The organism is Psychrobacter sp. Choline-02u-9 (genome assembly GCF_002836505.1).
Taxonomy (GTDB): Bacteria; Pseudomonadota; Gammaproteobacteria; order Pseudomonadales; family Moraxellaceae; genus Psychrobacter.
In genome coordinates this window covers 229,114-255,563 of sequence record NZ_PJBF01000058.1, presented here as the reverse complement: position 1 = coordinate 255,563, position 26,450 = coordinate 229,114, and the positions used below count along the sequence as shown (strand labels likewise).

Below are 26,450 nucleotides of genomic sequence, written 5' to 3'. Positions count from 1 at the left end.
GCAAAAACAGGCGGCTATTCTACCTGAAATTGTAGTGGGTTTTTAGGGTTAAACTGCTAAGTGCATAAACGATTTTGATTCTAGGCTTTGATGGAACCCTCGTAATAGTTTTTGCTCCACTTGGCAGACGCTATTTTCTGCTAAGTAGCGATTATTAAACTCGATGAAGGCTGACCAAGAGATACTTGCTACTTCTAAGTGATCGACTATTTCTAACAGCTCTGGTCTTAGCAAATGCTGATACTTTCTTGGCCGTTTATGACATAGAGCCAGCTCCCGATCTACGAGCGTTTGCTTGTTTTGCTTTAGCGCGTCACCACCGATAAATAACAGCAAAAATTTTGCCCCTTTATCGATAAAGCCTTTTTCTAATAAGTGCTCATACATCAAACAATACTTTAGGATTGGGTCTGGGTTTTTCCGACCAGCGAGTTTTAACTCATTCGCTATCAATACATTCCCCTGATGGTTATAGGCTAGGTTGTCCATATACATTGCTTTGAGCTCTGTACTGTTTTCAAACATGCCGCTATTACCATGTGTCGACCATGACTCACTCGGCTCAAAGCTAATAAATTGCTGATAAAATAAGTTCAGATAAACATCACTGCACAAACTCAAAAAGATGTCGAATTCTTTATTGAGATAGTCTTCAGAAAAGAACGTTACGCGGCGCACGGCTTCTCTCGCATTACAGATACCCATCGTTTGCGTTGAATACGTCTCTAGCTGCTCAGTTTCATTCATTTTTGTATTGAGCTTTTTGATGACTGATTGCTCAATCTCCTCTATATTTTTGTCCTTTAACTCTGGGTGGGCCGCCCATTCAATGATTTGGCGTACGTATTGCTTTTTAGTAATACCTAAAATACGCTGCGGCTCCCATGCCAAAAACTCTACCATATTAGAGAGACCCGTCGTCCATGATAACTGGTCTTTTAGATGATTCATTGAGCCGAAAACACGGCGGTATTTTTCTGCAGCTTTCATACTAATAATGTCTCACGGTTTGCATACTAATTTTATAAAAACTCATTATTGCTATAAAACACCCAATCCACTCAGTAACAACTGCCCTCCAACAAATATTAACAACATACCAAATGCGCGCTTAAGCATCAGTGCAGGTAAGACATGGGCAAGCTTGGCGCCAACTTTTGCCATCGCAAAGCTGGCGACTGAAATAAACAAAAATCCTGTGACATGGACAAACCCTATCGTACCCTCAGGCAGGTTGACCACGTCTTGACCGAACCAAGCAAACCCTGCTGCCCCAGCCAAGGCAATTGGTAGACCGCATGCTGCTGATGTGCCGACCGACTGTTTCATCGGAAGCCCTGCCCAGTTCAAAAACGGTACGGTCAAGCTGCCGCCGCCAATGCCAAAAATAGAGGACGCCATCCCAATGCCAGTACCTGCACCAAACTGGACACCGGCCGATGGTAGCGGTTTACCCACTTGTTCTTTATTTGAAAAGAACAGCATTTTTAAGGCGACCAATAGCGCACCGAAACCAATGATAGCCTGTAGTGCTTGTCCATCAATCATATCCGCGATACCCGCACCGACCAAACTACCGATGACCAATCCAAGCGCCATCTTGCGCCATACTTCCCAGCGCACGCCGCCGCGCTTGTTATGTGCCGTCAGTGAGCTGATTGAAGTTACAACGATGGTCGCCAACGACGTACCAATGGCCAAATGGGTGATTACTTCTGGCGAAAAGTCATAAGCGGTAAAAATCCAGACCAATGCAGGCACGATAATCATGCCACCGCCGACGCCAAACAAGCCCGCGCTGACACCCGCAAACGCGCCTGCAATCACAAACCACACATATAACATCATAGAACGAACCTTTTATAATACTGACTGGCGCTATAGTACTCATTGGCGCTTAGGCGTGCTTAATTGTATTTGCCAAATCTCAGCGCGACCTTTATGCTGTTTACTCGGTACTGTCTGACCACAACAATCGCTCAGTATATCAAAGTTTCCTTTAACCACATCGACTAAACTTATGCCGCCACTCACTAGTTTTTCTACCTATTTATCCGAGCTCAATCACCGTCATGTGGCTAGTAGCGCCTCGACCAATAGCGAGCTGATAGAAGCCTTGCAAAACGGGGCGTTAGATGTCGCCACCGTACACGTTTTGACCGCGGAAACCCAAAGCGCAGGTCGTGGTCAGCACGGGCGCTCGTGGCAATCACCGCGCGGCAATGTCTATCTGTCGCTATACCATCCTGTGCATATGCCAATCAGTGGCTTATTATCGCTCATCATTGGTCTTGAGCTGGCAAAAATGCCCGTCATTCAAATGTTGAACGAGCAACTACAAGCGCAGGGACTGACGCCAATTGGGGTAAAATGGGCAAATGACTTAGGGTTTTATCCATCTCAAGATGTTAAGCCTGCGTTATTGGATAGCGGTGAGGCACATCAGCAAACACTACCCTTTCAAAAACTCGCTGGCATCTTGATAGAACCAGTGACCAAATCTGGCAAGTTGGTTGGTGTGGTGCTAGGCATTGGGTTAAATGTAAAAGCTGCGCCAACACTCACCGCTCAAACGTCTGAGGGGATGAGTTATCAAGCGATCAGCTTACAAGACATCTATGCAATGCTGCAGCCAGCAACACAAGCCACTCGCCTGCCAGACTTACAAACATTGTATCAGCAAATGACGACGGCACTGATGGCAGCGATGACCCGCTTTGAGCATTTGGGTATAGAAAAACCAACGGGGCATACCTATTATTTAGATGGATTTTTGCAGCAGTTTGCAGCGATGGATGCGCTAACCGGTCTGCGTTTACGTGTTACCCAAGACTATAATAATGAGAAAAAAGTCATGACGGGAGTCGCTTGCGGTGTCGACACTCATGGGTGTTTGCAATTACAGCAAGATAACGGTAAGATTTCTACGCTTTTTACTGGACGTATTGACGTTATTTATTAGGGACACGCCCTAGGCTTAATCATAACACTGACGAGCACCATCATTAACGAGCGCTATATAAAGGGAATTTTATGCTCTGGCTTGATCTTGGAAATACCCGCCTGAAATACTGGCTCACCGATGATATCGGTCAGATAGTCACACATGATGCCAAACAACATTTGCAAGCGCCTGCCGAATTACTCATGGGTCTGACCGATCGCTTTGAGCGTTACGCGCCTGACTTTATTGGTATCTCATCAGTATTGGGCGATAACCTTAATGCCAAAGTATCAGAGACGCTCAGTCGTTTGAATATTCCGTTTGAGTTTGTCCATGTCGATGCGGCGCACGCGCTGATGAAAAGTGCTTACAATGATCAGCAGCTCGGCTGTGATCGCTGGCTACAGATGCTCGGTGCGGTCGATAAGAAAAAACGCCAGTGTGTGATTGGTTGTGGCACAGCGGTGACCATTGATTTGATTGATCATGCTGAGCATCTGGGCGGTTATATTTTCCCCAGCATCTACCTGCAACGTGAGTCACTGTTCTCTGGTACTAAGCAAATCACTATCTCGAACGGTACTTTTGATAGCGTCAACCAAGGCTTGACCACTCAAGACGCAGTACATCGCGGTATTTTGCTCTCTATCGTCGGCGCAATCAATGAGATTAGCCATCGTCATCCTAATTTTGAATTGATTATGACAGGTGGTGATGCAGCCATTATCTCGCAGCATGTTAATCGTCCCGTACGCTTGCGTGATGATTTATTACTAAATGGTTTGGCAAGATACTTTGATTATCGCAATAAGTCTTAACCGCTTATAGATAATTCAGTTCGACGTTGACACAAAAAAAGCAGCATGTTTTAAGCGTGCTGCTTTTTTATTTTATATTAGAAAATAGCTAAGGCATCATTAGTTACTTCTTATTTGGTCTCGTTAAACAGCTCACGACCGACTAGCATACGGCGGATTTCACTGGTACCTGCGCCAATTTCATACAGCTTGGCATCACGCCAGTAGCGACCAAGTGGATACTCATTGGTGTAGCCGTTGCCGCCAAATATTTGAATGCCCTCGCCTGCCATCCATGTGGCTTTTTCGGCACACCATAAAATCACACTGGCGCAATCTTTACGCACTTCTCGACTATGACCAGCACCGCGCGCGTCCAACATATCGAGGTTTTTCCCGACAGTGTATAAGAAGCTACGACCGGCTTGTAGTATCGTATACATGTCCGCAACTTTACCTTGAATAAGCTGGAATTCACCGATCGCTTGACCAAACTGTTTACGATCGTGGATATAAGGCACGACATTGTCCATCACTGCCTGCATGATACCGATAGGGCCTGCGGCCAATACAGCGCGCTCGTAATCTAGACCGCTCATCAGCACCTTGACGCCTTCATTGAGACCACCCAAGATATTTTCGCTTGGTACTTTTACATTATTAAAAGTCATCTCGCCAGTATGGCTACCGCGCATGCCGAGCTTATCTAGCTTTTGCGCTGTACCAAAACCTTCCATGCCTTTTTCAACGATAAAGGCCGTCATGCCTTTTGCACCCATCTCAGGGTTGGTCTTGGCATAGACTACCATCACGTCCGCGTCAGGGCCATTGGTGATCCACATTTTGCTACCGTTCAAAATATAGCTACCGTCTTTTTCTTCTGCTTTTAGCTTCATACTTACCACATCTGAGCCAGCGCCTGTCTCACTCATTGCCAATGCACCGATGAATTCACCGTTGATTAGTTTTGGCAGATATTTCTGCTTTTGCGCCTCAGAGCCGTTACGTTTGATTTGGTTAATACATAGATTAGAGTGTGCGCCGTAGCTAAGCGCGACTGATGCCGAAGCTCGGCTAATCTCTTCCATCGCGACCATATGGGCAACATAGCCCATATTGGAGCCGCCATATTCTTCAGGAACGGTAATGCCATGTAGACCGAGGTCACCCATCTTCTGCCACAGATCCATTGGGAACTCATCACTGCTATCAATCTCAGCAGCACGTGAAGCGATCTCGTTTGCTGCAAACTGCTGTACGACATCACGTAGGGCGTCAATATCTTCGCCAAGTTGAAAATTTAATCCAGGTAAACTCATAACTATTCCTTGTATATAAATATTTTTAATATCTTGAATTTTAATCTGTTTTTTAAAGCTAATGTAACTGTATTTTTGATACCGTTTTTAATGTCATAGTCAACTTAATGTGAAACTGTGACAAGGCAACCGAGTATAGATGTAAATACTTCAAACGAGGTTAACGCTGTCATACCTTCACAGTGCATTGACTATACTAATTAAGACTGACGTTTATTAATGATGGCACGCGCCACATTTGAGCCATTCGGACGCTTTAAGAACACACTGATACGCTCGCCTGCCACGACCAATTTATCCAAATCGATACCCGTGCTGATACCCATGCCATGCAGCATATACACCACATCTTCGGTCGCGACATTGCCCGTTGCGCCTTTGGCATAAGGACAACCGCCCAAGCCAGCGACAGAGGTATCAAACTCACTCACACCCATCTGCAAGGCAGCCAGAGTATTGCTTAGTGCCTGGCCATAAGTATCATGGAAATGACCTGATAGCATAGAGATATCAGCATACTCAAGTGCAGCTTGCAATGCTCGTTGTACTTTGAGCGGCGTACCCACACCGATCGTATCGGCAATGCCAATTTGCTCTGAACCAATATCAATCAACCGCTTGGTCACATACGCTACTTGGCTGGGGTCAATGTCACCTTCATAAGGACAACCGACCGTACAAGAGATCACGCCACGTACTTTGATGCCTTGCGCTTTTGCCGCAGCAGCTACTGGCGCAAAACGTTCTATACTCTCATCGATACTACAATTGATGTTTTTTTGACTAAAGGTTTCGCTGGCTGAGCCAAAGATGACGATTTCATCTGGACGATGTACGATGGCGTTTTCAAAGCCACGCATATTGGGTACCAGTACCGAGTAGCAGACGTCCGTCTGCCGCGTTGGTGCTAGTGCATCGAGCAACTCACTATTATCACCCATTTGTGGCACCCACTTTGGCGAAACAAAACTGGTCGCTTCCAATTTTTTGACACCCGCTGCAATCAAATCATTGATAAGCGTTTGCTTAACTTCAGTCGGCACCGTCATCGATTCGTTTTGTAGCCCATCACGTGGACTGACATCAACGATGCTGACCTGTTCAGGGTACGAATGCTCTGGATACGAATGGCTCATACTTGTCGTCCTATTTGTTATTTGCCCTTTTGTGAGGCTTTCTTATTAGGCTTCGTCAGCTATGCGCTTTCGCTATCGATGCGCAGTAGCTCATCACCATCAGCGACCAAATCACCTGCTGCAAATAATAGCTCTGCTACCACACCATCTGTCGGTGCGGTAATGGTATGTTCGATTTTCATAGCTTCGATGACGGCAAGTGGCTCGCCTTTTTTCACAGTATCGCCAACAGCTACTTTGAATGCAACCACTTGCCCTGGCATTGGTGACTTTAAACTGCCAATCGCTGCTGTGTCTTCGCCCACATGTGCCATTACGTCGACAAGCGTAATTTCATCACGTCCGCTATCTGTGAATACGTAGACTGTCTCGTTATTTACCCAGCTTTGGGCACTGATACGTGCACCCTCTAACCACAAGGTATGATTGTGCGCGTCACTGCTGTCATAGCTGATCTGACCTTCATAAACCGTTTCGGTCTGAGCCGCTACATTGATATTGCTATCATCCTGCGTATTCGCGATTTCTTTGCTAATGACGAGCGTAAAGCTACTGAGATTATCGCCGCCTTTTTTGCTATCAGCACAACTCGCATTATGCCAATTACTGATGCGAGCGCTATAAGCCTGCTCATCATAAACCAAGCTAAACGACCTTGTATAATCGCTATAAGCACGAAAACCCGTTGGCTTACTAAATGGATCTGAGCCATGCGTAGTCGCTTCGCTCGCAAGCTGCTGCGCAATACCCGTCACCACAAGCGTCGGTAATTCCAGTGGATGCTGGTCAAAAAGCTTATCCTGCTCACGCTCTATCAAGGCAGTATCGAGATTGGCTTTGCTAAATGAGTCAGTATTTAAAATATAACGCAAAAATGCCACGTTATTTGGCAAACCCACAATACGTGTCTGCGCCAATGCCCGATCTAGTCTCGCTAGAGCTTGCTCGCGCGTAGGAGCATGGACGATAAGCTTGGCAATCATAGAGTCATAAAAAGGACTGATGACATCACCCTCTCGTACGCCATCGTCGATACGTACATCAGCGCCGTTTTTATCAATGACAAAGGGGCTGTGCTCAGGCTTCTGATAGGTAAACAACGTTCCTGTCGCTGGTAAAAAATTATTGTCAGGGTTTTCAGCACAGATACGCGCTTCGATCGCATGACCATTGATCGTCAAATCGTCTTGCGATTTTGGCAATGGCTGACCCGCAGCGACCAACAGCTGCCACTCGACCAAATCGACACCAGTAATCGCTTCACTAACTGGATGCTCAACTTGCAAGCGCGTGTTCATTTCCATGAAATAAAAATTCATAGAGTCTTCACGCTGCTCCACAATAAATTCAACCGTACCTGCACCCACGTAATCAACCGCACGTGCTGCTTCGATTGCCGCTGTGCCCATTGCTTCACGCATGGCAGTATCGACACCGGGCGCTGGCGCTTCTTCTAGTACTTTTTGATGGCGACGTTGTACTGAGCAATCACGCTCAAATAGATGCACATAATTGCCATGCGTATCACCAAATACTTGGATTTCGATATGACGTGGTTTTAGCGCGTATTTTTCGACCAACACTTGATCATTGCCAAAACTGGTAACCGCTTCACGGCGACATGAATCTAACAGGTCAATAAAATCGCTGCTTTTTTCAACGATACGCATGCCTTTACCGCCGCCACCTGCACTCGCTTTAATCAAGACAGGATAGCCAATATTATCGGCCTGCTGCTGCAAAAACTGTGCGTCTTGATTGTCACCATGATAGCCCGGTATCAGCGGCACACCAGCTGACTCCATCAAGCGCTTAGACTCAGACTTGCCGCCCATGGCACGGATAGCATCCGCTGATGGACCGATAAACACCAAACCAGCATCTTGGCAAGCCTGTGCAAAGTCTGCATTTTCACTCAAAAACCCATATCCTGGATGAATCGCCTGAGCACCCGTTTGCTTAGCGATAGCAATAATAGCATCGCCTTTGAGATAACTGTCTTTCGGTGCCGAACCGCCCAAATAGATAGCCTCATCACAGACAGCCACATGCTTGGCCTCACGATCCGCATCAGAATAAACAGCAACGGTACTGATGCCAAGACGCTTAGCAGTCGCAGCCACTCGGCAAGCAATTTCACCACGGTTGGCGATTAGAATTTTAGAAAACATAACTATCCCTGTGTCTTGTCGTTATTATTTGACGTCTTGTCTATTTGCCCATTTACCTATCATTGTTCTACTACTAGTTAGTCTGCCATTAGCCAATCAGGTTTACGCTTTTGCAAAAATGCTTGTACCCCCTCGCGGCCTTGCTTTGATGAGCGGATATCAGCGATACCTTTGACCGTGTCAGCAATAAGCTCATCTGTAATAGGTGCACCAGCGACATCGTGTAATAGCTGTTTGCAGGTTTTTACCGCGTCAGGGCTATTTTTGACGACCTTATTACAGAACGCAGCCACTTCATCGCCTAGCCACTCTTCGCTAACACGCTCATGGATAAAGCCAAGCTGACGCGCCTTTTTGGCATCAAACACTTCAGCACTTAAAAAATAACGCTGCGATGCTCTAGCGCCTAGCGCTCGGATAACATAAGGACTAATAGTGGCAGGTGCCAACCCTAAACGCACTTCACTCAGACAGAAATTAGCAATCTTAACGGCGATAGCCACATCACAAACAGCGACCAGACCCATGCCACCTGCGTATACATCACCTTGAATAGCCGCAACTGTCGGCTTAGGACATTCATAAATAGTCTTAAGCATTTGCGCCAATTTATCAGCATCCGCTAGATTTTCTTCATAGCTATAATCCGCCATGGCACGCATCCAATTAAGGTCAGCGCCTGCACAAAATGCCTTACCAGCAGCCGCTAGCACAATGACACGTACCTCATCATCAGCACCAAGCGTACTAAAAGCATCAGTTAGCTCAGCAATCATTTCATCGTTAAAGGCATTACGTATCTCGGGACGATTCAATGTCACTGTCGCCACATGCTGCTCCACTTTAACCAGTAGGCTTTTATAATTTTTATCACTGTCTTTTTGCATAACTGTCTCTATATTTTTTATGTAAATACTTAAACAAACTCTTTGTCAATCCATAATAATGTTAATACAAGGAAACTAAGTACAAAGACTAAGCGTAGATGTACAAACCATACTTCAAATAAGGTTAACGCAATAGTCGCTTATTATGGGGAGATCTTAGAATGCTTACATTCTAAAAACCCCAAATGTCGTCTCTTCAATCGGTGCGTTATAAGCCGCGCTTAGTCCTAAAGCCAATACATTACGGGTATCAGCAGGATCAATTACGCCGTCATCCCACATACGTGCAGTGGCATAATACGGATGACCTTGCTCTTCATACATCTCACGTATTGGCGCTTTAAATGCCGCTTCGTCCTCATCACTCCACACTTCACCTTTGCGATCAAAGTTACCACGTTTGACCGTTGCCAGTACTGACGCTGCTTGCTCACCGCCCATGACAGAGATACGGGCATTTGGCCACATCCATAAGAAACGCGGGCTATAAGCGCGGCCACACATACCGTAGTTACCAGCGCCGAACGAACCACCGACGATAACGGTGAATTTTGGCACTTTTGCATTGGCCACTGCCATTACCATCTTGGCACCATGACGAGCGATACCTTCGTTCTCGTATTTACGCCCAACCATAAAGCCAGTAATGTTCTGTAGAAATACTAATGGGATTTTGCGTTTACAGCACAGCTCGATGAAGTGCGTGCCTTTTTGCGCTGATTCACTGAATAAGATACCGTTATTGGCAATAATACCAACAGGCATCCCTTCGATATGAGCGAACCCACAAACCAACGTCGTACCAAAGCGCGATTTAAACTCATCAAAGGCACTGTCATCAACGATACGCGCGATGATTTCTCTGATATCAAATGGCTTGCGCTTGTCTGTTGGAATAACACCATAGAGTTCTTTGGCATCGTAACGTGGCGGACGCGGTGTGATTTGATTAGGAATATTTTTTGTAGGGCGATTGAGATGACTGACGATATTACGGGCAATCGATAACGCGTGGGTATCGTTTTGGGCTAGATGATCGACCACGCCTGATAGACGTGTATGTACATCACCACCGCCCAAGTCTTCTGCCGTGACCTCTTCACCCGTCGCTGCTTTTACCAGTGGTGGACCACCTAAAAAGATAGTACCTTGCTCTTTGACAATAATAGACTCATCGCTCATGGCAGGCACATACGCACCGCCAGCCGTACAGCTACCCATAACCACAGCAATCTGCGGAATGCCTGCTGCACTCAGATTAGCTTGGTTAAAGAAGATACGGCCGAAATGCTCTTTATCAGGGAACACATCATCTTGGTTCGGTAAATTAGCCCCACCTGAATCAACCAGATAAACGCACGGTAAATGGTTTTCTTGCGCAATTTCTTGGGCACGTAGGTGCTTTTTGACCGTCATTGGATAGTACGTACCGCCTTTTACCGTGGCATCATTACAGACAATCATACACTCGATGCCATTGATACGGCCAATACCTGCAATCACGCCAGCAGCCGGAATCTCTTCGCCATACATATCATGTGCAGCCATCGGTGCCACTTCTAGGAACGGCGTGCCTACATCCAATAAACGCTCGACGCGCTCACGTGGTAACAGCTTACCACGCGCTAGATGCTTGGCTCGTGCGCGCTCTGAGCCACCTTGGGCAACTTTACGCAAGTGTACATACAGGTCATCGACTATCTCTTGCATCGCGGCACTGTTTTGCTGAAAATCGCTTGAGTTTGGACTCAGTTTACTGGTTATGATAGCGCTCATGATATCCCTTTTTTTCTTATACATAGATAGATACGTAGATGTGAGTAGCTTTTTATATAAATGATACTAACTGCTATTTTTAAGCATTGCTCACATATAGTCGATTCAATTTAAAAGTAGTACAAGGCAACCGAGTGCAGAGGTATGTGTGATACTTCAAGCGAGGTTAACGCTGTAATACTTTTATAGCGAAATGAATATGGTTAGTCTTTTATTTTTTAGAGCAGATAAGTAAGCTTACTACAAACCCAACTCTTCTTTCATTTGCTCAATGATTTTATATTTTTGAATTTTGCCAGTGATGGTCATTGGATATTCAGTCACGAAGCGATAGTAAGTCGGCACTTTATAATGAGCGATATGCTCGCTACAGAACTCGCGTACTTCCTGTTCAGTCAAGCAGCCAGGCTCTTTCGGAATAATCCATGCCGCGAGTACTTCACCATAACGCTCATCTGGTATACCCACGATTTGTACATCACGAATCTTTGGATGGCGATAGAGGTAATTTTCGATTTCTACCGGATAGATATTCTCGCCGCCGCGAATCACCATGTCTTTACTACGACCGACGATTTTGACGTAGCCATCTTCATCCATTGTGGCCAAGTCACCCGTATGCATCCAACCATCTTGGATAGCCTCACGCGTTTTAAAACGGCTACCCCAATAGCCTTTCATCACTGAATAGCCTCGTGTAAGCAACTCACCTGTCTCACCCAGCGGGACAATTTCACCTGTTTCTGTATCAACGACTTTCACCTCAAGCGCAGGCTGTACCAGTCCTACCGTCGAGACTTGCTTATCAAGTGGCGTATGCTCATTGGTCTGGCAAGATACAGGACTGGTCTCTGTCATGCCATAGGCAATGGTGACTTCGCTCATATGCATCTTATCGATGACACGGCGCATGACTTCAATCGGACAGCTAGAGCCAGCCATGATGCCAGTACGTAAGGTAGACAGATCAAAGTTTTCAAATTCAGGATGGTCAAGCTCAGCGATAAACATCGTTGGCACGCCGTGCAGACCTGTACACTTTTCTTCTTCGACTGCCTGCAATACAGTCAATGGCTCAAAACCATCGTTTGGATATACGATACAACCGCCATGCGTGAGAATTGCTAGATTGCCAAGTACCATACCAAAACAATGATACAAAGGTACTGGAATACACAGCCTATCCTCTTCAGTAAGGTTCATGGCCTCACCGATGAAGTAGCCATTGTTAAGGATATTACGATGGCTTAAGGTAGCGCCTTTTGGCGTACCTGTCGTACCACTGGTGAACTGTACATTGATGGCATCAGTGTTCTTAAGTTGCGCCTGACGCTCGGCAACACGTGGATCGTTGGCATCGCCCTCGCTCATCCACGCAGAGAATTTTTGCATAAAGCCAAATGTCTCGTCCGACTCTGGCTCATCAATCCAGATGATACGTTCAATCGTCGGAATCTCGACCAAATCAAGCTGAGTGTAATCTTTATGGTAAATCTCAGGACATAGCTCACGGATTAAACTTGCGTAATCACTGGTTTTGAAATGACGCATCAGTACGAGCGCTGAGCAGCCTAGTTTATTTAAGGCATATTGCAGCTCAAAAGTACGATAGGCAGGATTGATATTAACGAGGATAACGCCGACTTTTGCCGTGGCCAATTGCATGAGCAACCATTCAGCATTGTTGTGTGACCAGATACCGATACGATCGCCAATCTCTAGTCCCATTTCAATCATGCTACTGGCTAGCTGATTCACTTGCTGCTGTAGCTCACGATATGTCCAGCGGATATTTTGATGGCGGACGACCAGTGCTTCGCGCTCAGGATATTTAGAAACAATAGCATCAAAAAAGTCACCGATGGTCGCTTCAATCAGCGGTACATCAGGACCTTTGTCATAGCTTTGAGTAAGTGGTGCATTGGCTGAGCGTGCGCCCATATTGATACTAGGAATGTTGTTTAAAATAGTGTCGAAGTCAACGCGAGTCGAATCGAAATCGGGAGTTTGAGTCATAACGAGTCCTTTCGTTTTACTTTTTATATTATTTATAAATAGCACTTATTAATAGCCTGCGTGCAAACCTTCTTCCTTGGGCAGGTCTTACATAGCATTCAGCTACTATAACGCCATCAATGAAAGCCTGTCAACAATATCAATACAGTATGTATCATTTAATTAGACAGTCTGCCTTTCTACTTAGTAAAAGGTAACATAGAATCATGGCAAACTTTTGACACAAAAAAGCCAGCAACATCATAAGGAATGGGCTGGCTCAATCATCAATATTGTCTTTTGACTGAATTGTCTGGAAAGGAATCTAATAAAGGACATTACTTATAAATACTGTGCTTTATTAGTTTTTCAAAAGACGGTATTGCAATCGTTATGCTTTAGGAACTGCAGGCGCTTTAATCGTTACTGTTGCGCTAACGGCTTCATTATCATCGAGCAAATCCATGATTAGCTCATCATCACTCTCAGTCTTCACTTGCCAATTACCCGCTGCTTGCGGTACGCCCGTCACCATCACAGAGATGGCTTTATTTTTTAGGCGAATCATTGGCGGCTTATGATCATAGCCACTATGCTCATGACCTAAGATATCGTCAGCGATGGTCGCAGCTTGCGCGCGTAATGGCGCAACGTAACGACAAGCGACCCCATTGATAGACATACAGTCACCGATGGCATAGATATTCGCTGCATTGGTACGCAACGTCGCTGCATCCACCACGATACCTGTACGGCGATCGAATTCCACACCAGCCGCCGCAGGTAATTGCTCATCGACTGTCAGACCTGTACTGGCAATCACATGATCTACAATCAATGGTTCGAGCGGCTGAGTATCAGTATTATCTGCATTCGTTGATAATGGGGCATAGTCCACTTGTAGTTTCTCGGCATCTTCGCTGTCATTGTTATTGCCATCGTCATTAACACGAGTGACAGCTGATACTTGATAACCACCTAAGAATTGAATGCCCTGCGACTCGATCGCTTTGGTAATACGTGCGGTTGCTTTGGCTGGTAGCATCTGCGAAAGCGGTGCATCGTTTAAATCAATGAGCGTTACTTTATGACCAGCTTTAAGTAGGTCTTCTGCGATTTCTGTACCCACCATACCAGCACCAACGATCGCAACATGCTGGCTACCGGTTGTTAGCTTTTCTTGTAGCTGACTAAAGCGCTCGATGTGATTAACATGCCAGACCAAATCTTGTGGCAGACTTTTAGGGAATATAGGATGCGCGCCCATCGCTAGTACCATTTTCTCATAGCCGATAGTCGTCAGCGTGTCATCTGACTGCGCAGTAGAGCGCACCTGTACGGTTTGGCTCACTGGATCAATATCTGTCACTTGTGTGTTGGCTAGCAACGTCACTTCTGCTGTGTTCGCCGCTTCGCTACCAGATGCCCGTACCAAATCTGATGCGCGTTTGTTTTGGCTGATTGCCATTGTCAACATCGGCTTGTGATAACGGTCGCCACTATCAGCCGTGATTAATGTGATTGGAATCTCTGTGTCTTTGGCACGAATGGCATCAATGACATGCCAGCCTGCCAGCCCTGCACCAATAATAACGACACCTTTTTTTGATGCTGTGCTTGATGCTACAGATAGGTTTTCTACGCTCATACAAACTCCAATATGGTTTATGAATTATTTTAATTATCAAAAATATTGACCGCTATTGTATCAGTAAACAGCCATTCACTCACCTATCTAGCAATTCACTTAGTCAATATCGAACTCCATGCGATGTGCTGTTGCACGCATGGTTTCACTATCTATTAATTTTTCTATACAGTATAGACTTGCATGGATGCCTGCGCTTATTCCCGCTGATGTGATGATATTACAAGTATCATCACTGGCATCTACAAAACGCGTATGCGAGATTACATCGATATCAGGATAGGATGCTAAATTATCCAAATCCATCCAGTGCGTGGTTGCTGACTTACCAGTTAATAAACTTGCCTTAGCCAATAGCAATGCTCCTGTACACACTGAAAGCGTCAGATCTACCAAACTTGCTTGAGTGATAATCCAATCAATTACCACCTTATTATATATTTCTGTTTTTTCGGCACCGTATCCACCGGGGACGATTAAGACATCAATGTCTGGATGATTGACAAAACTATAGTCAGGAATGACTTGTAGACCGTTCCTAGCGGATATCGTTGCTTGGTTCTCGGCAATGGTAATAACCTTAAAGTGCTTATCATCACTAGAACTGGCAGCATTTTCAGCCAACGAAAACACCTCAAAAGGTCCTGCAAAATCCAATACTTCTACTTCATTGAACAGTAGTATGCCGACGGTTCGTTTTAGCGTCATAGTCAATCCTAATTCAGTTGATAGCGTTAAATAAAATTAAACTTATCTATATTACGATTATCACCTTTTCAAACTTGCTTGATTAATAAGATGAGCCATTTCATCTGCCTTTGCCATTTGCAACCTCTCTAATCCTACGACTATTCCCGCTCTATTTTCAGCGGCTTTATAGTCTCAAAGCTATCTTATTAAAATTCCTTGTGTGTAAAAATCATAGGCTCTAAATCGTTTTTCAAATAAATATACAAAAAAAGCTCAATACAAAGCGCCCTATTAAAGATAGCGTTTAACTGTCTTTAATAGGGCGCTTTATATAATTATTAGTAGTGGAAAGAAAAGTAAGCTTTAGAACATGTCTTTATCTTAGAAATACTGCTATAAACAATCGTAAATCAAAATGTATTTAATGATTTAAAATCTTCGATAAGAACATCTGCGCACGGTCACTTTTCGCGCCTTCAAAAAACTCATCCTTACTACAGTTTTCTACGATATGTCCTTCATCCATAAAGATAATACGATTGGCCACCTGACTGGCAAAGCCCATCTCATGTGTCACGCACATCATAGTCATACCATCACGAGTCAGCTCGACCATCACATCTAGCACCTCTTGAATCATCTCAGGATCAAGCGCGGAGGTTGGTTCATCGAATAGCATTGCGACTGGATCCATGGCCAACGCTCGTGCAATCGCAACACGCTGCTGCTGACCACCAGAGAGTTCTGCTGGATATTTCGCCGCTTGTACCGTTAGGCCAACACGGTCGAGATAGGCCATCGCTTTTTGTTTGGCCTCAGACTCTTTACGGCCCAACACTTTGATTTGTGCCACAGTCAAATTATCAATAATAGTTAAATGTGGAAACAACTCAAAATGCTGAAACACCATGCCGACACGGCTACGTAACTTGGGCAAGTTGGTCTTTGGATCACCGACAGAGATACCATTGACCATGATGTCACCTTTTTGAAAAGGCTCAAGTCCATTCACCGTCTTAATCAAGGTTGATTTACCACTACCCGATGGACCACAAACAACAACGACATCACCTTTATGTACATGCGCTGTACAGTCAGTCAGTACTTGAAAATCTCCATACCATTTACTGACATTAGATATCTCAATGACCATCTCATCACTAGCATGACCACTATTGGTAACCAGCCCGCCAAAGGCATTTACGTACGTATCAGCATTGCTCATCACTGGCTCCTAACCACATTATTTTCGATAATCATTATTTAAAAAAGGTAAATCAAATACTCAAGCTCTTAACACTCAAAAGCGCAAGCGATAGCCGTATCAAAATACGCTATATTAAAACCGCAAACGCTTCTGTAATTGTTGCACGCCAATAGAAGCACTTAAGCTAATCACAAAATAGACAGCACCAGCACCTAGTATATAAGGCGTGAGTAAGCCCATTAGCTCACCGCGTACATAGGCTGCGCGGAAAAAGTCGGTCAAACCAATGGCAAATACCAGTGTCGTATCTTGGAATAAAATAATACATTGCTGCAAAATCAGTGGCAGCATCTTACGAAAGGCTTGTGGCAAGATGACCAGACGCATGGTCTGCCCATAAGTCATACCGAGCGCTTTTGCCGCATTGACCTGCTCGCTACCAATCGATTGAATACCAGCACGCACCACTTCTGAGAAATAAGCGGCCTCAAACATCATAAATGCGACCACACAAGAGGCAAATGCAGCATCGAGTTGCAGGTACTTACCCGCTACCCAAAGATAAATCATCGGTACGGCAAAATAAAACCATAGTAGTACCAATAACAGCGGCACGGAGCGAAAGTAATTGACGTATAGTTTGGCTGGAATTTCAAGCGCTTTGATACCTGACAAGCGCATCAATGCCAATACAGTTCCTAAACTGATACCGCCTAAAATAGCCAAAAACAGCACTTTTAAGGTGGTAAGCATGCCACCCATCAAACCAGGATAGGCTGTTGCCAATTCGGTCATATTCATTTCTGACCTCCCGCAATGAGCCCAGGCACACGCAGTTTACGTTCAATCAATCCCATAATAGCGATTAAGGATAAATTGAAAACCAAATAAATAATCGTCGCGTAAGTATATATCTCGATACTATTTTGAGTATATTCGCTGATGGTTTTGGTTTGGCTAATCAGCTCCATTACCCCCACGAGCGAGGCCACAGAGGCGTTTTTGAAGCAGTTGGTTAACTCAGAGCTGAGCGGTGGCAAGATAATACGAAATGCTTGCGGTAGCAGTACTTCTTTATAGACTTGTGGAATGCTAAACCCTAATGCGTAGGCCGCATTAATCTGTCCATCTGGTAATGACTCAATACCTGTCCGTACCTGTTCCACAATACGAGCAGCAGTAAATAAGCCCAAACCGATACTGGCTGATAGCATGGCTGAAGTATTCGGAGACAAATCCTTATACCACCATTCTTGTATCGTCGGCGTGAGCCAGCCAGGGGCGATATAAAACCAAAAGAACAGTTGAACAAGCAGTGGAATATTACGAAAAAATGTTACATAAGCCGTACCGATTGCACGAGCAGTCTTGTTGGGCAAGGTACGCATGATACCGAAGATGGTACCGACGACCATCGCAATGGCCCATGCGATACTGCCAATCAATAGCAGCCAGCCAAGACCTGTGATCATCCAATGGATATAGAGCTCGTTGCCAATACCAGTCTGCTCAAAGAGCACACCCCAGTTCCAGCTATAATTCATGATTGTCTCTCCGAGCAACGATTGATAAGCCTATACGTCAAATAAAATACTGGCTATCTGAACGTATAGGCAAGCTATGTTGAGGGACAATGAGCGTTACTGCGCTGCTGCTGCTTTAGGCTGAGCGCTGTCATGCGGATTGGCAATCAAGGCCTTTAAGTTGTCTGACATCTCAAAGTTTAGATTGACGTTCTTTGGCGGGATTGGGTTCAAGAACCACTTGTCATAAATGCTATTGATTTCGCCTGAACTAAAGACATTAGCAAGTGCTTCATCGACCACAGCTTTGAATTCAGGATCATCTTTACGCATCATACAACCATAAATTTCAAACGATTGCGGCGTACCGACGATGACCCACTCATCAGGATTTTTTGCTTTGGCTTTTTCGCCTGCGAGCAATACATCATCCATCATAAAGGCATCAGCGCGGCCATTTTCTAGCATTAGGAAGCCTTCGCCATGATCTTTTGCTGAGATGATATTGGTATCCATTTTATTATCATCATTGTACTGACGGATATAACGCTCTGAAGTCGTGCCTGCTGTCGTTACCAAGGTTTTGCCTTTCAGGTCTTCAAAATCTTGAATACCAGAGTCTTTTTTGGTCAACAGACGCGTACCAATTTCAAAGAAACCGTTTGAGAAAGCGACTTGCTTTTGACGTTCTTCATTATTAGTAGTTGAGCCACACTCAAAATCTACCGTGCCGTTTTGTACCAATGGGATACGAGTTTGCGAAGTGATTAGGTTATAGCGAACGTTAAGATCTGGCATGTTTAGCTTTTGCTTAACGGCTTCAACCACTTTCATTTCCAAGTCGTGAGCATAGCCAATCGGTTGGTTAGGATCATCAGCGATATAAGAGAAAGGAATAGAGGAGTCACGGTGACCGACGACAATAGTGCCAGAGTCTTTGATTTTCTGTAGCGTACCATTGGTGGTGGTTTCTGTCGTCGTTGCATCATCTGCTGGCGCATCAGTGCTGGTCTGGCTGCTGTTATTACATCCCGCTAAGCCTAATGCCATAACAGCAGCTAAAGTCAACGGTTTGGAAAATGAGTATGTCATGAAATACATCCTTTTATCGCAAGATTGAGTGAGTGCTTGGACGACCTAGGTCTGATTGACCCGACTGCCCCGCATCCGTACGGTTGTTGCTGTTGTTTATCACAATGCAACTTAATGTTACTGTACAACAAATTTGCAGTAGAGAGTGAATTTTTTTTGAGAGAGTACATATTTATGAATATATTTATATTCTAACTATAAAATGTTGGCTTATAGCGGCTATCTACTCAGAACTTTGTACAAACAGCTGCTTGGTTTTTTAAGCTCGTTATTAACCTTTGCTGCTTATAATCGTCAAAACAGTCTACTAAGTGAGATTGATAAATCGGCAGCAATCCCCATAAAGCAAACAACTTCTCTATACTACAAATGACTTATGACTCAAGATATCCAAGTCCCAAATACGGACAGCCAAACTACTGGCAACCATGGCAATAACGACATTCGCCAACGTTTCTTCGTTGAAGACTCTCCCGTGCGCGGTGATGTGGTACGCCTATCACGTAGCTACGCGAGCACGATTGCACAAAAGCCCTACCCTGAAGCTATCAAACGCTTATTGGGTGAGATGCTAACCGCAGCAAGTTTGCTAATCAGTACGGTCAAAATCAACGGCCGCCTGTCTATTCAGCTGCAATCATCGGACAGTGACAGCTTACTAAACTGGGCGATGGCAGAATGCGATCAAGACGGCGTCATCCGTGCACTTGCTAGTTGGAAAGGCGAAACGGATGAGCAAGTACAAGCGTGGGACAATATGACCCATGCCAAAGAAGCGTTTGCTGAACTTGGTGCGATGGGACAAGGCGTATTGTTTATCAATATTCAGCCTGATGGCGGTGAGCCGTACCAAGGTATCGTTGAGCGTAGCCATGACAATCTAGCGGACTGCTTAGCACATTACCAAAAGCAATCAGCCCAGATTCCAACGTTGATTAACTTGGCATCTGATGGCCTGCAAGCTGGTGGTATCTTGGTGCAAATGCTACCGCGTACTGCTGAAGAAACGTCTGAAGTTGAGCAAAACCAAGATGCGGGTATCGACGATGATTTATGGACACGCTTGTCTGTATTGACACGCACGGTCAAACCAGAAGAGCTAACGACACTGGATGCTAACGAAATACTCTATCGCTTGTATCACGAAGAAAACATTGTTGCCCCTGAGCCTGCCCCTCTATCATTTGGTTGCACTTGCTCACGCGAGAAGTGTGAAATGGCAATCGAGCAAATCGGTGAAGCAGAAGCGTTAGATATCGTCGAAGAGCAAGGTGGTACATTTGAGATGGATTGCGGATTCTGCGGTGAAGTCTATAAGTTCAATAAAGATGATGTAGCAGCAATATTTGCTGGGTAAGTTTTTTTCTTACTTACTATAAGTCAATGTTTATAAAAAAAACCCTCAAGCGTCATACTTGAGGGTTTTTGTTTTTCACATTAAATCACTACACCGCTACATCTAAACTTCTAGGATAAGAATGTATGCGCGGACGTCCCGCATAGTCACTTCGACCATTATCAAGTAGCCATTCAACCACTTGTTCGCGCACTCGTCTACTATGGATTAAGTTCATATGATTGACGCCATAAAACACTGCTTTATGACCATCTGGCACAAACAAAGCATGCTCAGCGTCATCCTCACCCAACGCTGAAGCTACTGATACCAAGCTGTCTCCTAGCAGGTCCGTCACCTTAGAATCATAATGCGTTTCAAGCAAAGCACTGGCGACAAAGTAAGTTTTGATACCACTTGGCAGCCGTGCAGGATGACGGAAATCTTGTGGCAACACGCTACGTCCTTCTAATGCTTTCCAATCTGCATCACGAATACTGCCATGACGTAGATCGATAATACCGGCACTGCGCATATCACCGAGCTTGGCCAGTGAGCCTGCAAACGGCAGCTTGGCAATGATGTCTTGCACATAGTTACCGATACGCTCAAGCACTGCCCCATGATGTGGTGAACCTAGCGTGATAAGGTTTCCCACGCGCTTGATCCAGTCTAGGCGATCTTGCTCACCATAGAACAGTGCACTGCGGGAGACCAAGCCGCCCATACTATGTCCAACCAGATCTATCTGACTGATATCTGGGTTTTCATCGACTAGCGCTTGCAGTAATTGAGAGAACTTACGGCCGCTACGTGAGATACGTCGACCCGTATTGTAATCCAAATACAGCACCGTGGTATCAGGCTGACTGATATGAATGGCCTCGCCTAAATCATTATCTGCTTGGGCTTGCCAGCTTAAATGACTCATACATAGACCATGGCACAAAATAGCAATGCGACCTGATAGGCTCTCACTTTGCGGCTTGCCATCTTGAGTGTATAGCATCATCGGAATGGCGAGCGCATTTTGATTATTGACCAGATGATCACCCATGACACCATTGAGTACATTCACCAGTTTTTTTAGTGAGCCTGGTAGTGGCTGCACTGACTTTTGGAGCATCAGGTTTTTGTATATGCGTAGTACAGATGCTAGGTTATTACCAACCATTTGCATGACATGACGTATCGTGCCATAGATACGTCCAGTAAATCCGCGCGACCATTTATTTAAATGTTTGTCATTGAAGCGGCCTAGCGGACGCAAGATAACTTCACGGTGAATGGCTTCTACGATTTCTGTAATCTCAACCACACCCATGGTGGCAAGCTGGGCCAATCCTTCAAAAAAATCAGCCAAAGACACAGGTGTTTTGTTGATTTCATCACTGTCATTCGAATCTGCCAGTAGCTTTACTAACTCATCCATATCGATGGCTTCGAGTTGGTCGATTTGCTCATATAGATGACTGTGTAGCGGTACACTCGCATCTGGGACAAAATGCGCATCGAGCTCGTGATGAGTACGAGTATAGCTGCTATCATTTTGAGCGTCGCTGTCACTAACACCGTCGTTATAAAACACCTTTGGACTGCTCATAATATTTGCACATTCAGCGAAAAAAGTAATGGTCTATATTATCCTGTAACGGCAGCAAAGAGAAGTAAATGGTTTGACTTTAGAGCGAGATGACGATTAGCAGAGCCAGATGAGTGATAGACGGTCTCGTTAGCCATCAAATCAATATGACAATAAAAAATCCCAAGCCTTAACTTGGGATTCTTATGGTCGTGAGCATTTTGGTTATTTCTATTATCCGCCTATAGCTTATCTATCTATGTCGTGCTATCAGCTGTAACAAATGATTCTGCCAGTATGACATCACCATCCTCGCGAGTAATCATCACAGTCGCTGAGCGAGGTATACTACCGCCAGCGACAGCGCCCCATGTGTTGCCAGGATGCTGGATGTTGATAAACAGCGTCTTAAAATCTGGTGCCATGGTAATACCTGTTACTTCGCATCCTTCAGGACCAACAAAGAACCGTTTAATATTGTCATTGCTAGCAGATGTGCCGACTCGGGTCGACTGCCCTGCCGATGTGGTCGTCATCGAGCCATCACTGACTTTGCCTGGTAGAGCCGCGAGCAACATGCAGCTACTGGTATCGGTATAAGCGCCGTCATCTGTCTGAATCCACAAGACACCGCGCGGGTCAAAATATAGCCCATCAGGTGAAGAAAAGTCATTATTATCATTTAGCTGAGATAAGTTTTCTGCCGATAAATCACTTGGCGCACCAAACAGATAAATATCCCACTCAAAGCTCGTTGCGGCATGGTCGCCGCCCGCTTCTGCCCAGCGAATAATGTGACCATTGTCATTACCAAGCGCTTTTCCGCTTGATTGATAGCTACGCGGATTGGAAGCTGAGACAGGCTGGTCGTCACGCACACCGCGATATTTATTATTGGTCAATGTCACATAGACATCACCCGTCATAGGGCTGACCGATACCCATTCAGGTCGATCCATCTTAGTAGCACCAGCAGCATCGGCAGCTGCACGAGCAAAGACCAATACCTCATCTTGTCCATTGAATGGCAGTACACTATTAAAAGCATCCAGTCCATTTTGACCATGGACGAGAGCTTTCCACTCACCGCTACCATCTTCGTTAAATACCGCCACGTATAGCGTGCCGTCATTCAGATATTTGTCACCTGCTTTTAGTCCGCCGCCGATGTCCGAGTTTGACCACATCGCTTTGGAGACAAACTTATAAATGTACTCACCTCGGGCGTCATCACCCATGTAGAACACCACTGGCTTACCTTGCTCAACAGGAGCATACGCACAGTTTTCATGAGCGAATCGGCCCAGTGCGGTACGTTTTTGCGGTATAGAGTTTTGGTCAAATGGGTCAATCTCAGTAATATAACCAAAAGTGTTGAAGCCGTAGCGATAATCTTCAGCAGCACTGGCACCGACAGCGGTCATATCCCAGCGTGAGAACTCGTCTGCTATTTTGGCATCCTTTGCCTCTGGGGTATGCCATAGATACTCCCAACCTGGGAAGTCCTCCACAGCACCGTAGCGCTCGCGTGCATAGTTATCACCAGCGCTCAATTGACTAGCATCCTGTCCACGGGCAAACACACCTAAGAAATTCTCTTCGGTAGTCAGATAAGTACCCCAAGGTGACAGACCTGCGCCGCAATTGTTATTGATACCGCGAGTCTGATAGCCTGTCGGATCAAACTTGGTCTTGACCAGAGCAGAACCTGCCACAGGGCCAGCCAATTGTGCTGTAGTACTACTGGTGATACGGCGATTGTATTTAGAGTCAGGTACCATCTCATAACCCATACCATCTGCGCGGCGAGTTAACTCAACCACCGAGACGCCATGACAGTTGACTTCACGGCGGACGTCGCTCGCGAGACGGCGGTTTTGAAAGATAGGCGCAGCATCATTGTCTTGAGTAACGTAATAGCCAAATGGGCTAAGCTCACTGCTATTAACGTATTCATGGTTCATGACTAGCAAGCTATTTTCTGACGCTTTAGCATCGTAAGCGTTACCATTTTTGCCAAAGAACCACATTCCATCATGGTTGTCACCCATACGCCATTCAAACGACTCTGCTGATTGCTCACGATTGTCTTTCCAATCCTCAATACCAGAGTTCAGCGGTGTACCCAGCGGTAATATCATCTCTGCCTTGTAGCCCGCTGCTACGGTCATCGTATCAGCTGTTGAATGCGCGACTGCTTCAAACTTTAGGGTATCAGGACGCTTTAGATCACCTTGTGCAGGGATAGCGGCATTATCGTTATTACCAATAATACTGCTATCGTCGTCTTCACTACAACCGACCAAAGGTAATGCGCCAAAAAATGCAGCAGCCGTCAACCCTGTGCCACCTTTTAGGATACTACGGCGGTTCAATCGACGATTGATAATCGTCTGAAAGTCAGTATTATTAGTAGGATTTGAGTCTTCAACCACTTCGTGGGCAAGCGTTCGCTCATTGTTCAATAATGTCATTATCAGTCACCTTGCTATTAGGCTAGATTGGCAGAGAGTTGATCGCGGCTTTATCATTACGACCACAAAAATACGAATTCCGCTTAAGTCTACTCAACCTTTATGACAGCACGCTGAACAATAGGTGACAAACTGATGACAATCGACTGTACTGATGATTGTTTAAAAATAGAATAATTTGAAGATAGAATTGTTTGGCAGCTAGCAAATTTAAAAAATAAATATAAAATCTTAAACGCAAAAGCCCCAAGCAATTGCTCGGGGCTTTTAATATGTATCTGTTATCGCAATCAGGCTTACTGTACTTGTGATACCCACTCATGAGCACCCAATTTTAGCTTAAGCTGATCGCCTGCTTGCAACACACCAACGCCGCTTGGCGTGCCAGTCATAATCACATCACCTGCTTGCAAGCTAAAGGCGTGACTGATATTGACCAGTAATTCATAGACAGGGAATAGCATTGAGGCACTATCGCCATCTTGCGTTAATTTATCATTGATAGACAGCTGATACTGTACACTCTGCAGATTGCCAAACGCTTGCGGTTCGAGCCAATCAGCAAGGACGCAAGCTCCGTCAAAACACTTAGCACGCTCCCACGGATGACCTTTTTCTTTTAGCTTGCTTTGCAAATCACGCAAGGTCAGATCTAGCCCCAATGTCACGCCACCAATCGCTTGCTGAGCCTGCTCAATTGTCGCCATAGATAAGTCAGCTGATAACTGAATACATAGCTCGGCCTCGTAGTGAGTCTCGCCAAATAACTCTGGACTTGGACGAACCACATCACCACGGATAGAAACCACTGAAGACGCAGGTTTCATAAACAGTATCGGCGTGGTTGGTACTTCATTGCCCAACTCTGCAGCATGTGCCGCATAGTTGCGACCAACACAGACAACTTTACCAATAGAAGTACGCAATCTTTCATTATGATCGATAGCGCCCTGCTCGGCATTTACACCAGCTGCAATGGCGTTCGCTAATGACTCGTGTGGCGATTGGCTCATACTAAACTCTCCTTGTAAATGATGGCTATTTTATCAGCAGTCCATACTCTATTGTCTACAGTGACTTTGACGACTTTTAGTTGCTAACTGCTAACTGCTAACTGCTAACTGCTAACTGCTAACTATGGAATCGTATTGGTCACAACGTCTGGCGGTACATAACTGGCATGACGGTTCATACGCTTTTCGAACATTCTAAAGCTAAACAAGATAACCCACGACAGCAATAGATAGACGATACCAGCGGCAAAGAATAGCTCCATCAAGGTATAGGTACGCGCACTAATCGTACGAGCAACACCTGTGATATCCATCAATGCAATAGTCGACGCTAGCGCACTGCCCTTTAGCATAAAGATAACTTCGTTACTGTACGCTGGAATCACAATACCAAATGCGCGCGGCAGCGTAACCCGTGTTAGCTTTTGCCATTTTGACATGCCAAGCGCATCAGCAGCTTCAAGCTCTCCAATCGGAATCGTCTGAATCGCCCCGCGTATAATCTCGGCTAGATAAGCACTGGTATTCAGGGTAAAGGCGATGATGGCACACCAATATGCTTGGCTAAGTACCGGCTCCCATAAGAACGACTCGCGTACGGCCTCGAACTGACCCAGACCGTAATAAATTAGGAATATCTGTACCAGCAGCGGCGTACCACGGAAAAAGAAGATATACAGAAACGGTAGTATCTGTACCACCCAATTCTTAGACAGTCGTAACAACGCCAAAACCAAACCAAACAGCAATCCAATCACACCTGAAAACAAGACCAGCTGTACGGTCAATACCGCGCCGCCTAGTAAATCAGGGATATGGTCAAAGATGACCTGCCAATTCCAATCCATAGTATCTCTCCT

General features: G+C 45.3%; 21 protein-coding genes. 3 read left to right on the top strand and 18 right to left on the bottom strand.

The window, feature by feature from the left end:
- Positions 1-48: 48 nt before the first annotated feature.
- Both CXF69_RS11185 and CXF69_RS11180 read right to left on the bottom strand, forming a co-directional pair.
- Entirely contained in the window at positions 49-990 is a 942-nt protein-coding gene (locus tag CXF69_RS11185) for a hypothetical protein (protein WP_102078292.1), read from the bottom strand.
- 51 nt (positions 991-1,041) lie between these two features.
- Positions 1,042-1,845 (bottom strand): sulfite exporter TauE/SafE family protein, encoded by an 804-nt coding sequence (locus tag CXF69_RS11180; RefSeq protein ID WP_180952628.1) that lies wholly within the window; start codon positions 1,843-1,845, stop codon positions 1,042-1,044.
- Positions 1,846-2,020: 175 nt separating this feature from the next.
- On the opposite strand from CXF69_RS11180, the gene CXF69_RS11175 reads away from it, so the two are divergent.
- Both CXF69_RS11175 and CXF69_RS11170 read left to right on the top strand, forming a co-directional pair.
- Positions 2,021-2,962: a biotin--[acetyl-CoA-carboxylase] ligase gene (locus CXF69_RS11175; protein WP_102078294.1), complete on the top strand. Its 942-nt coding sequence runs from the start codon at positions 2,021-2,023 to the stop codon at positions 2,960-2,962.
- Between the two features lie 71 nt (positions 2,963-3,033).
- The gene (locus CXF69_RS11170; RefSeq protein ID WP_102078295.1) at positions 3,034-3,762 is read left to right on the top strand and encodes a pantothenate kinase; all 729 of its coding nucleotides are present in this window, start codon (positions 3,034-3,036) and stop codon (positions 3,760-3,762) included.
- 110 nt (positions 3,763-3,872) lie between these two features.
- Here CXF69_RS11170 and CXF69_RS11165 read toward each other — a convergent pair whose 3' ends face one another.
- The 12 genes from CXF69_RS11165 to CXF69_RS11110 form a co-directional block, all read right to left on the bottom strand.
- Entirely contained in the window at positions 3,873-5,060 is a 1,188-nt protein-coding gene (locus CXF69_RS11165) for an isovaleryl-CoA dehydrogenase (protein WP_102078296.1), read from the bottom strand.
- A gap of 200 nt (positions 5,061-5,260) precedes the next feature.
- Positions 5,261-6,196 carry a hydroxymethylglutaryl-CoA lyase gene (locus tag CXF69_RS11160; RefSeq protein WP_102078297.1) on the bottom strand — a complete coding sequence of 312 codons (936 nt, stop codon included), beginning with the start codon at positions 6,194-6,196 and terminating at the stop codon, positions 5,261-5,263.
- Positions 6,197-6,255: 59 nt separating this feature from the next.
- Positions 6,256-8,367 carry an acetyl/propionyl/methylcrotonyl-CoA carboxylase subunit alpha gene (locus CXF69_RS11155; protein WP_102078298.1) on the bottom strand — a complete coding sequence of 704 codons (2,112 nt, stop codon included), beginning with the start codon at positions 8,365-8,367 and terminating at the stop codon, positions 6,256-6,258.
- A 77-nt stretch (positions 8,368-8,444) separates the two neighbouring features.
- Positions 8,445-9,254, bottom strand: coding sequence for an enoyl-CoA hydratase/isomerase family protein (locus CXF69_RS11150; RefSeq protein WP_102078299.1), 810 nt, complete (start codon positions 9,252-9,254; stop codon positions 8,445-8,447).
- Positions 9,255-9,419: 165 nt separating this feature from the next.
- Positions 9,420-11,030 carry a carboxyl transferase domain-containing protein gene (locus tag CXF69_RS11145; RefSeq protein WP_102078300.1) on the bottom strand — a complete coding sequence of 537 codons (1,611 nt, stop codon included), beginning with the start codon at positions 11,028-11,030 and terminating at the stop codon, positions 9,420-9,422.
- 240 nt (positions 11,031-11,270) lie between these two features.
- Entirely contained in the window at positions 11,271-13,046 is a 1,776-nt protein-coding gene (locus CXF69_RS11140; RefSeq protein ID WP_102078301.1) for an AMP-binding protein, read from the bottom strand.
- Between the two features lie 370 nt (positions 13,047-13,416).
- Positions 13,417-14,673, bottom strand: coding sequence for an FAD-dependent oxidoreductase (locus tag CXF69_RS11135; protein WP_102078302.1), 1,257 nt, complete (start codon positions 14,671-14,673; stop codon positions 13,417-13,419).
- A gap of 99 nt (positions 14,674-14,772) precedes the next feature.
- Positions 14,773-15,381 (bottom strand): DJ-1/PfpI family protein, encoded by a 609-nt coding sequence (locus CXF69_RS11130; protein ID WP_102078303.1) that lies wholly within the window; start codon positions 15,379-15,381, stop codon positions 14,773-14,775.
- Positions 15,382-15,784: 403 nt separating this feature from the next.
- A complete protein-coding gene (locus tag CXF69_RS11125; protein ID WP_057762314.1) occupies positions 15,785-16,516 on the bottom strand; it encodes an amino acid ABC transporter ATP-binding protein in 732 nt (243 codons plus the stop codon).
- 186 nt (positions 16,517-16,702) lie between these two features.
- Positions 16,703-17,371 carry an ABC transporter permease subunit gene (locus CXF69_RS11120; protein ID WP_102078305.1) on the bottom strand — a complete coding sequence of 223 codons (669 nt, stop codon included), beginning with the start codon at positions 17,369-17,371 and terminating at the stop codon, positions 16,703-16,705.
- The gene (locus CXF69_RS11115; RefSeq protein WP_057758328.1) at positions 17,368-18,114 is read right to left on the bottom strand and encodes an amino acid ABC transporter permease; all 747 of its coding nucleotides are present in this window, start codon (positions 18,112-18,114) and stop codon (positions 17,368-17,370) included. The genes CXF69_RS11120 and CXF69_RS11115 overlap by 4 nt, the downstream gene beginning before the upstream one ends.
- A 96-nt stretch (positions 18,115-18,210) precedes the next feature.
- Entirely contained in the window at positions 18,211-19,185 is a 975-nt protein-coding gene (locus CXF69_RS11110; RefSeq protein WP_180952626.1) for a glutamate/aspartate ABC transporter substrate-binding protein, read from the bottom strand.
- Between the two features lie 376 nt (positions 19,186-19,561).
- Between CXF69_RS11110 and CXF69_RS11105 the strand changes: the two genes are divergently transcribed.
- A complete protein-coding gene (locus CXF69_RS11105) occupies positions 19,562-20,542 on the top strand; it encodes an Hsp33 family molecular chaperone HslO (protein ID WP_102078307.1) in 981 nt (326 codons plus the stop codon).
- An 88-nt stretch (positions 20,543-20,630) separates the two neighbouring features.
- On the opposite strand, the gene CXF69_RS11100 is transcribed toward CXF69_RS11105, so the two are convergent.
- The 4 genes from CXF69_RS11100 to CXF69_RS11085 form a co-directional block, all read right to left on the bottom strand.
- Positions 20,631-22,124: a PGAP1-like alpha/beta domain-containing protein gene (locus CXF69_RS11100; RefSeq protein ID WP_102078308.1), complete on the bottom strand. Its 1,494-nt coding sequence runs from the start codon at positions 22,122-22,124 to the stop codon at positions 20,631-20,633.
- 236 nt (positions 22,125-22,360) lie between these two features.
- On the bottom strand, positions 22,361-24,577 hold the full coding sequence (locus tag CXF69_RS11095; RefSeq protein ID WP_102078309.1) for a PhoX family protein: 2,217 nt from the start codon (positions 24,575-24,577) through the stop codon (positions 22,361-22,363).
- A 296-nt stretch (positions 24,578-24,873) separates the two neighbouring features.
- Positions 24,874-25,503 carry a fumarylacetoacetate hydrolase family protein gene (locus CXF69_RS11090; RefSeq protein WP_416375006.1) on the bottom strand — a complete coding sequence of 210 codons (630 nt, stop codon included), beginning with the start codon at positions 25,501-25,503 and terminating at the stop codon, positions 24,874-24,876.
- 209 nt (positions 25,504-25,712) lie between these two features.
- Positions 25,713-26,438: an ABC transporter permease gene (locus CXF69_RS11085; RefSeq protein WP_101205569.1), complete on the bottom strand. Its 726-nt coding sequence runs from the start codon at positions 26,436-26,438 to the stop codon at positions 25,713-25,715.
- Between the last annotated feature and the right edge of the window lie 12 nt (positions 26,439-26,450).

Coding starts and splice junctions, on each gene's coding strand:
- CXF69_RS11175 (WP_102078294.1), top strand. CDS start 2,021: ATGCCGCCACTCACTAGTTTTTCTACCTATTTATCCGAGCTCAATCAC.
- CXF69_RS11160 (WP_102078297.1), bottom strand. CDS start 6,196: ATGAGCCATTCGTATCCAGAGCATTCGTACCCTGAACAGGTCAGCATC.
- CXF69_RS11150 (WP_102078299.1), bottom strand. CDS start 9,254: ATGCAAAAAGACAGTGATAAAAATTATAAAAGCCTACTGGTTAAAGTG.
- CXF69_RS11125 (WP_057762314.1), bottom strand. CDS start 16,516: ATGGTCATTGAGATATCTAATGTCAGTAAATGGTATGGAGATTTTCAA.
- CXF69_RS11155 (WP_102078298.1), bottom strand. CDS start 8,367: ATGTTTTCTAAAATTCTAATCGCCAACCGTGGTGAAATTGCTTGCCGA.
- CXF69_RS11140 (WP_102078301.1), bottom strand. CDS start 13,046: ATGACTCAAACTCCCGATTTCGATTCGACTCGCGTTGACTTCGACACT.
- CXF69_RS11145 (WP_102078300.1), bottom strand. CDS start 11,030: ATGAGCGCTATCATAACCAGTAAACTGAGTCCAAACTCAAGCGATTTT.
- CXF69_RS11185 (WP_102078292.1), bottom strand. CDS start 990: ATGAAAGCTGCAGAAAAATACCGCCGTGTTTTCGGCTCAATGAATCAT.
- CXF69_RS11135 (WP_102078302.1), bottom strand. CDS start 14,673: ATGAGCGTAGAAAACCTATCTGTAGCATCAAGCACAGCATCAAAAAAA.
- CXF69_RS11085 (WP_101205569.1), bottom strand. CDS start 26,438: ATGGATTGGAATTGGCAGGTCATCTTTGACCATATCCCTGATTTACTA.
- CXF69_RS11180 (WP_180952628.1), bottom strand. CDS start 1,845: ATGTTATATGTGTGGTTTGTGATTGCAGGCGCGTTTGCGGGTGTCAGC.
- CXF69_RS11170 (WP_102078295.1), top strand. CDS start 3,034: ATGCTCTGGCTTGATCTTGGAAATACCCGCCTGAAATACTGGCTCACC.
- CXF69_RS11105 (WP_102078307.1), top strand. CDS start 19,562: ATGACTCAAGATATCCAAGTCCCAAATACGGACAGCCAAACTACTGGC.
- CXF69_RS11115 (WP_057758328.1), bottom strand. CDS start 18,114: ATGAATTATAGCTGGAACTGGGGTGTGCTCTTTGAGCAGACTGGTATT.
- CXF69_RS11130 (WP_102078303.1), bottom strand. CDS start 15,381: ATGACGCTAAAACGAACCGTCGGCATACTACTGTTCAATGAAGTAGAA.
- CXF69_RS11120 (WP_102078305.1), bottom strand. CDS start 17,371: ATGAATATGACCGAATTGGCAACAGCCTATCCTGGTTTGATGGGTGGC.
- CXF69_RS11110 (WP_180952626.1), bottom strand. CDS start 19,185: ATGACATACTCATTTTCCAAACCGTTGACTTTAGCTGCTGTTATGGCA.
- CXF69_RS11165 (WP_102078296.1), bottom strand. CDS start 5,060: ATGAGTTTACCTGGATTAAATTTTCAACTTGGCGAAGATATTGACGCC.
- CXF69_RS11100 (WP_102078308.1), bottom strand. CDS start 22,124: ATGAGCAGTCCAAAGGTGTTTTATAACGACGGTGTTAGTGACAGCGAC.
- CXF69_RS11095 (WP_102078309.1), bottom strand. CDS start 24,577: ATGACATTATTGAACAATGAGCGAACGCTTGCCCACGAAGTGGTTGAA.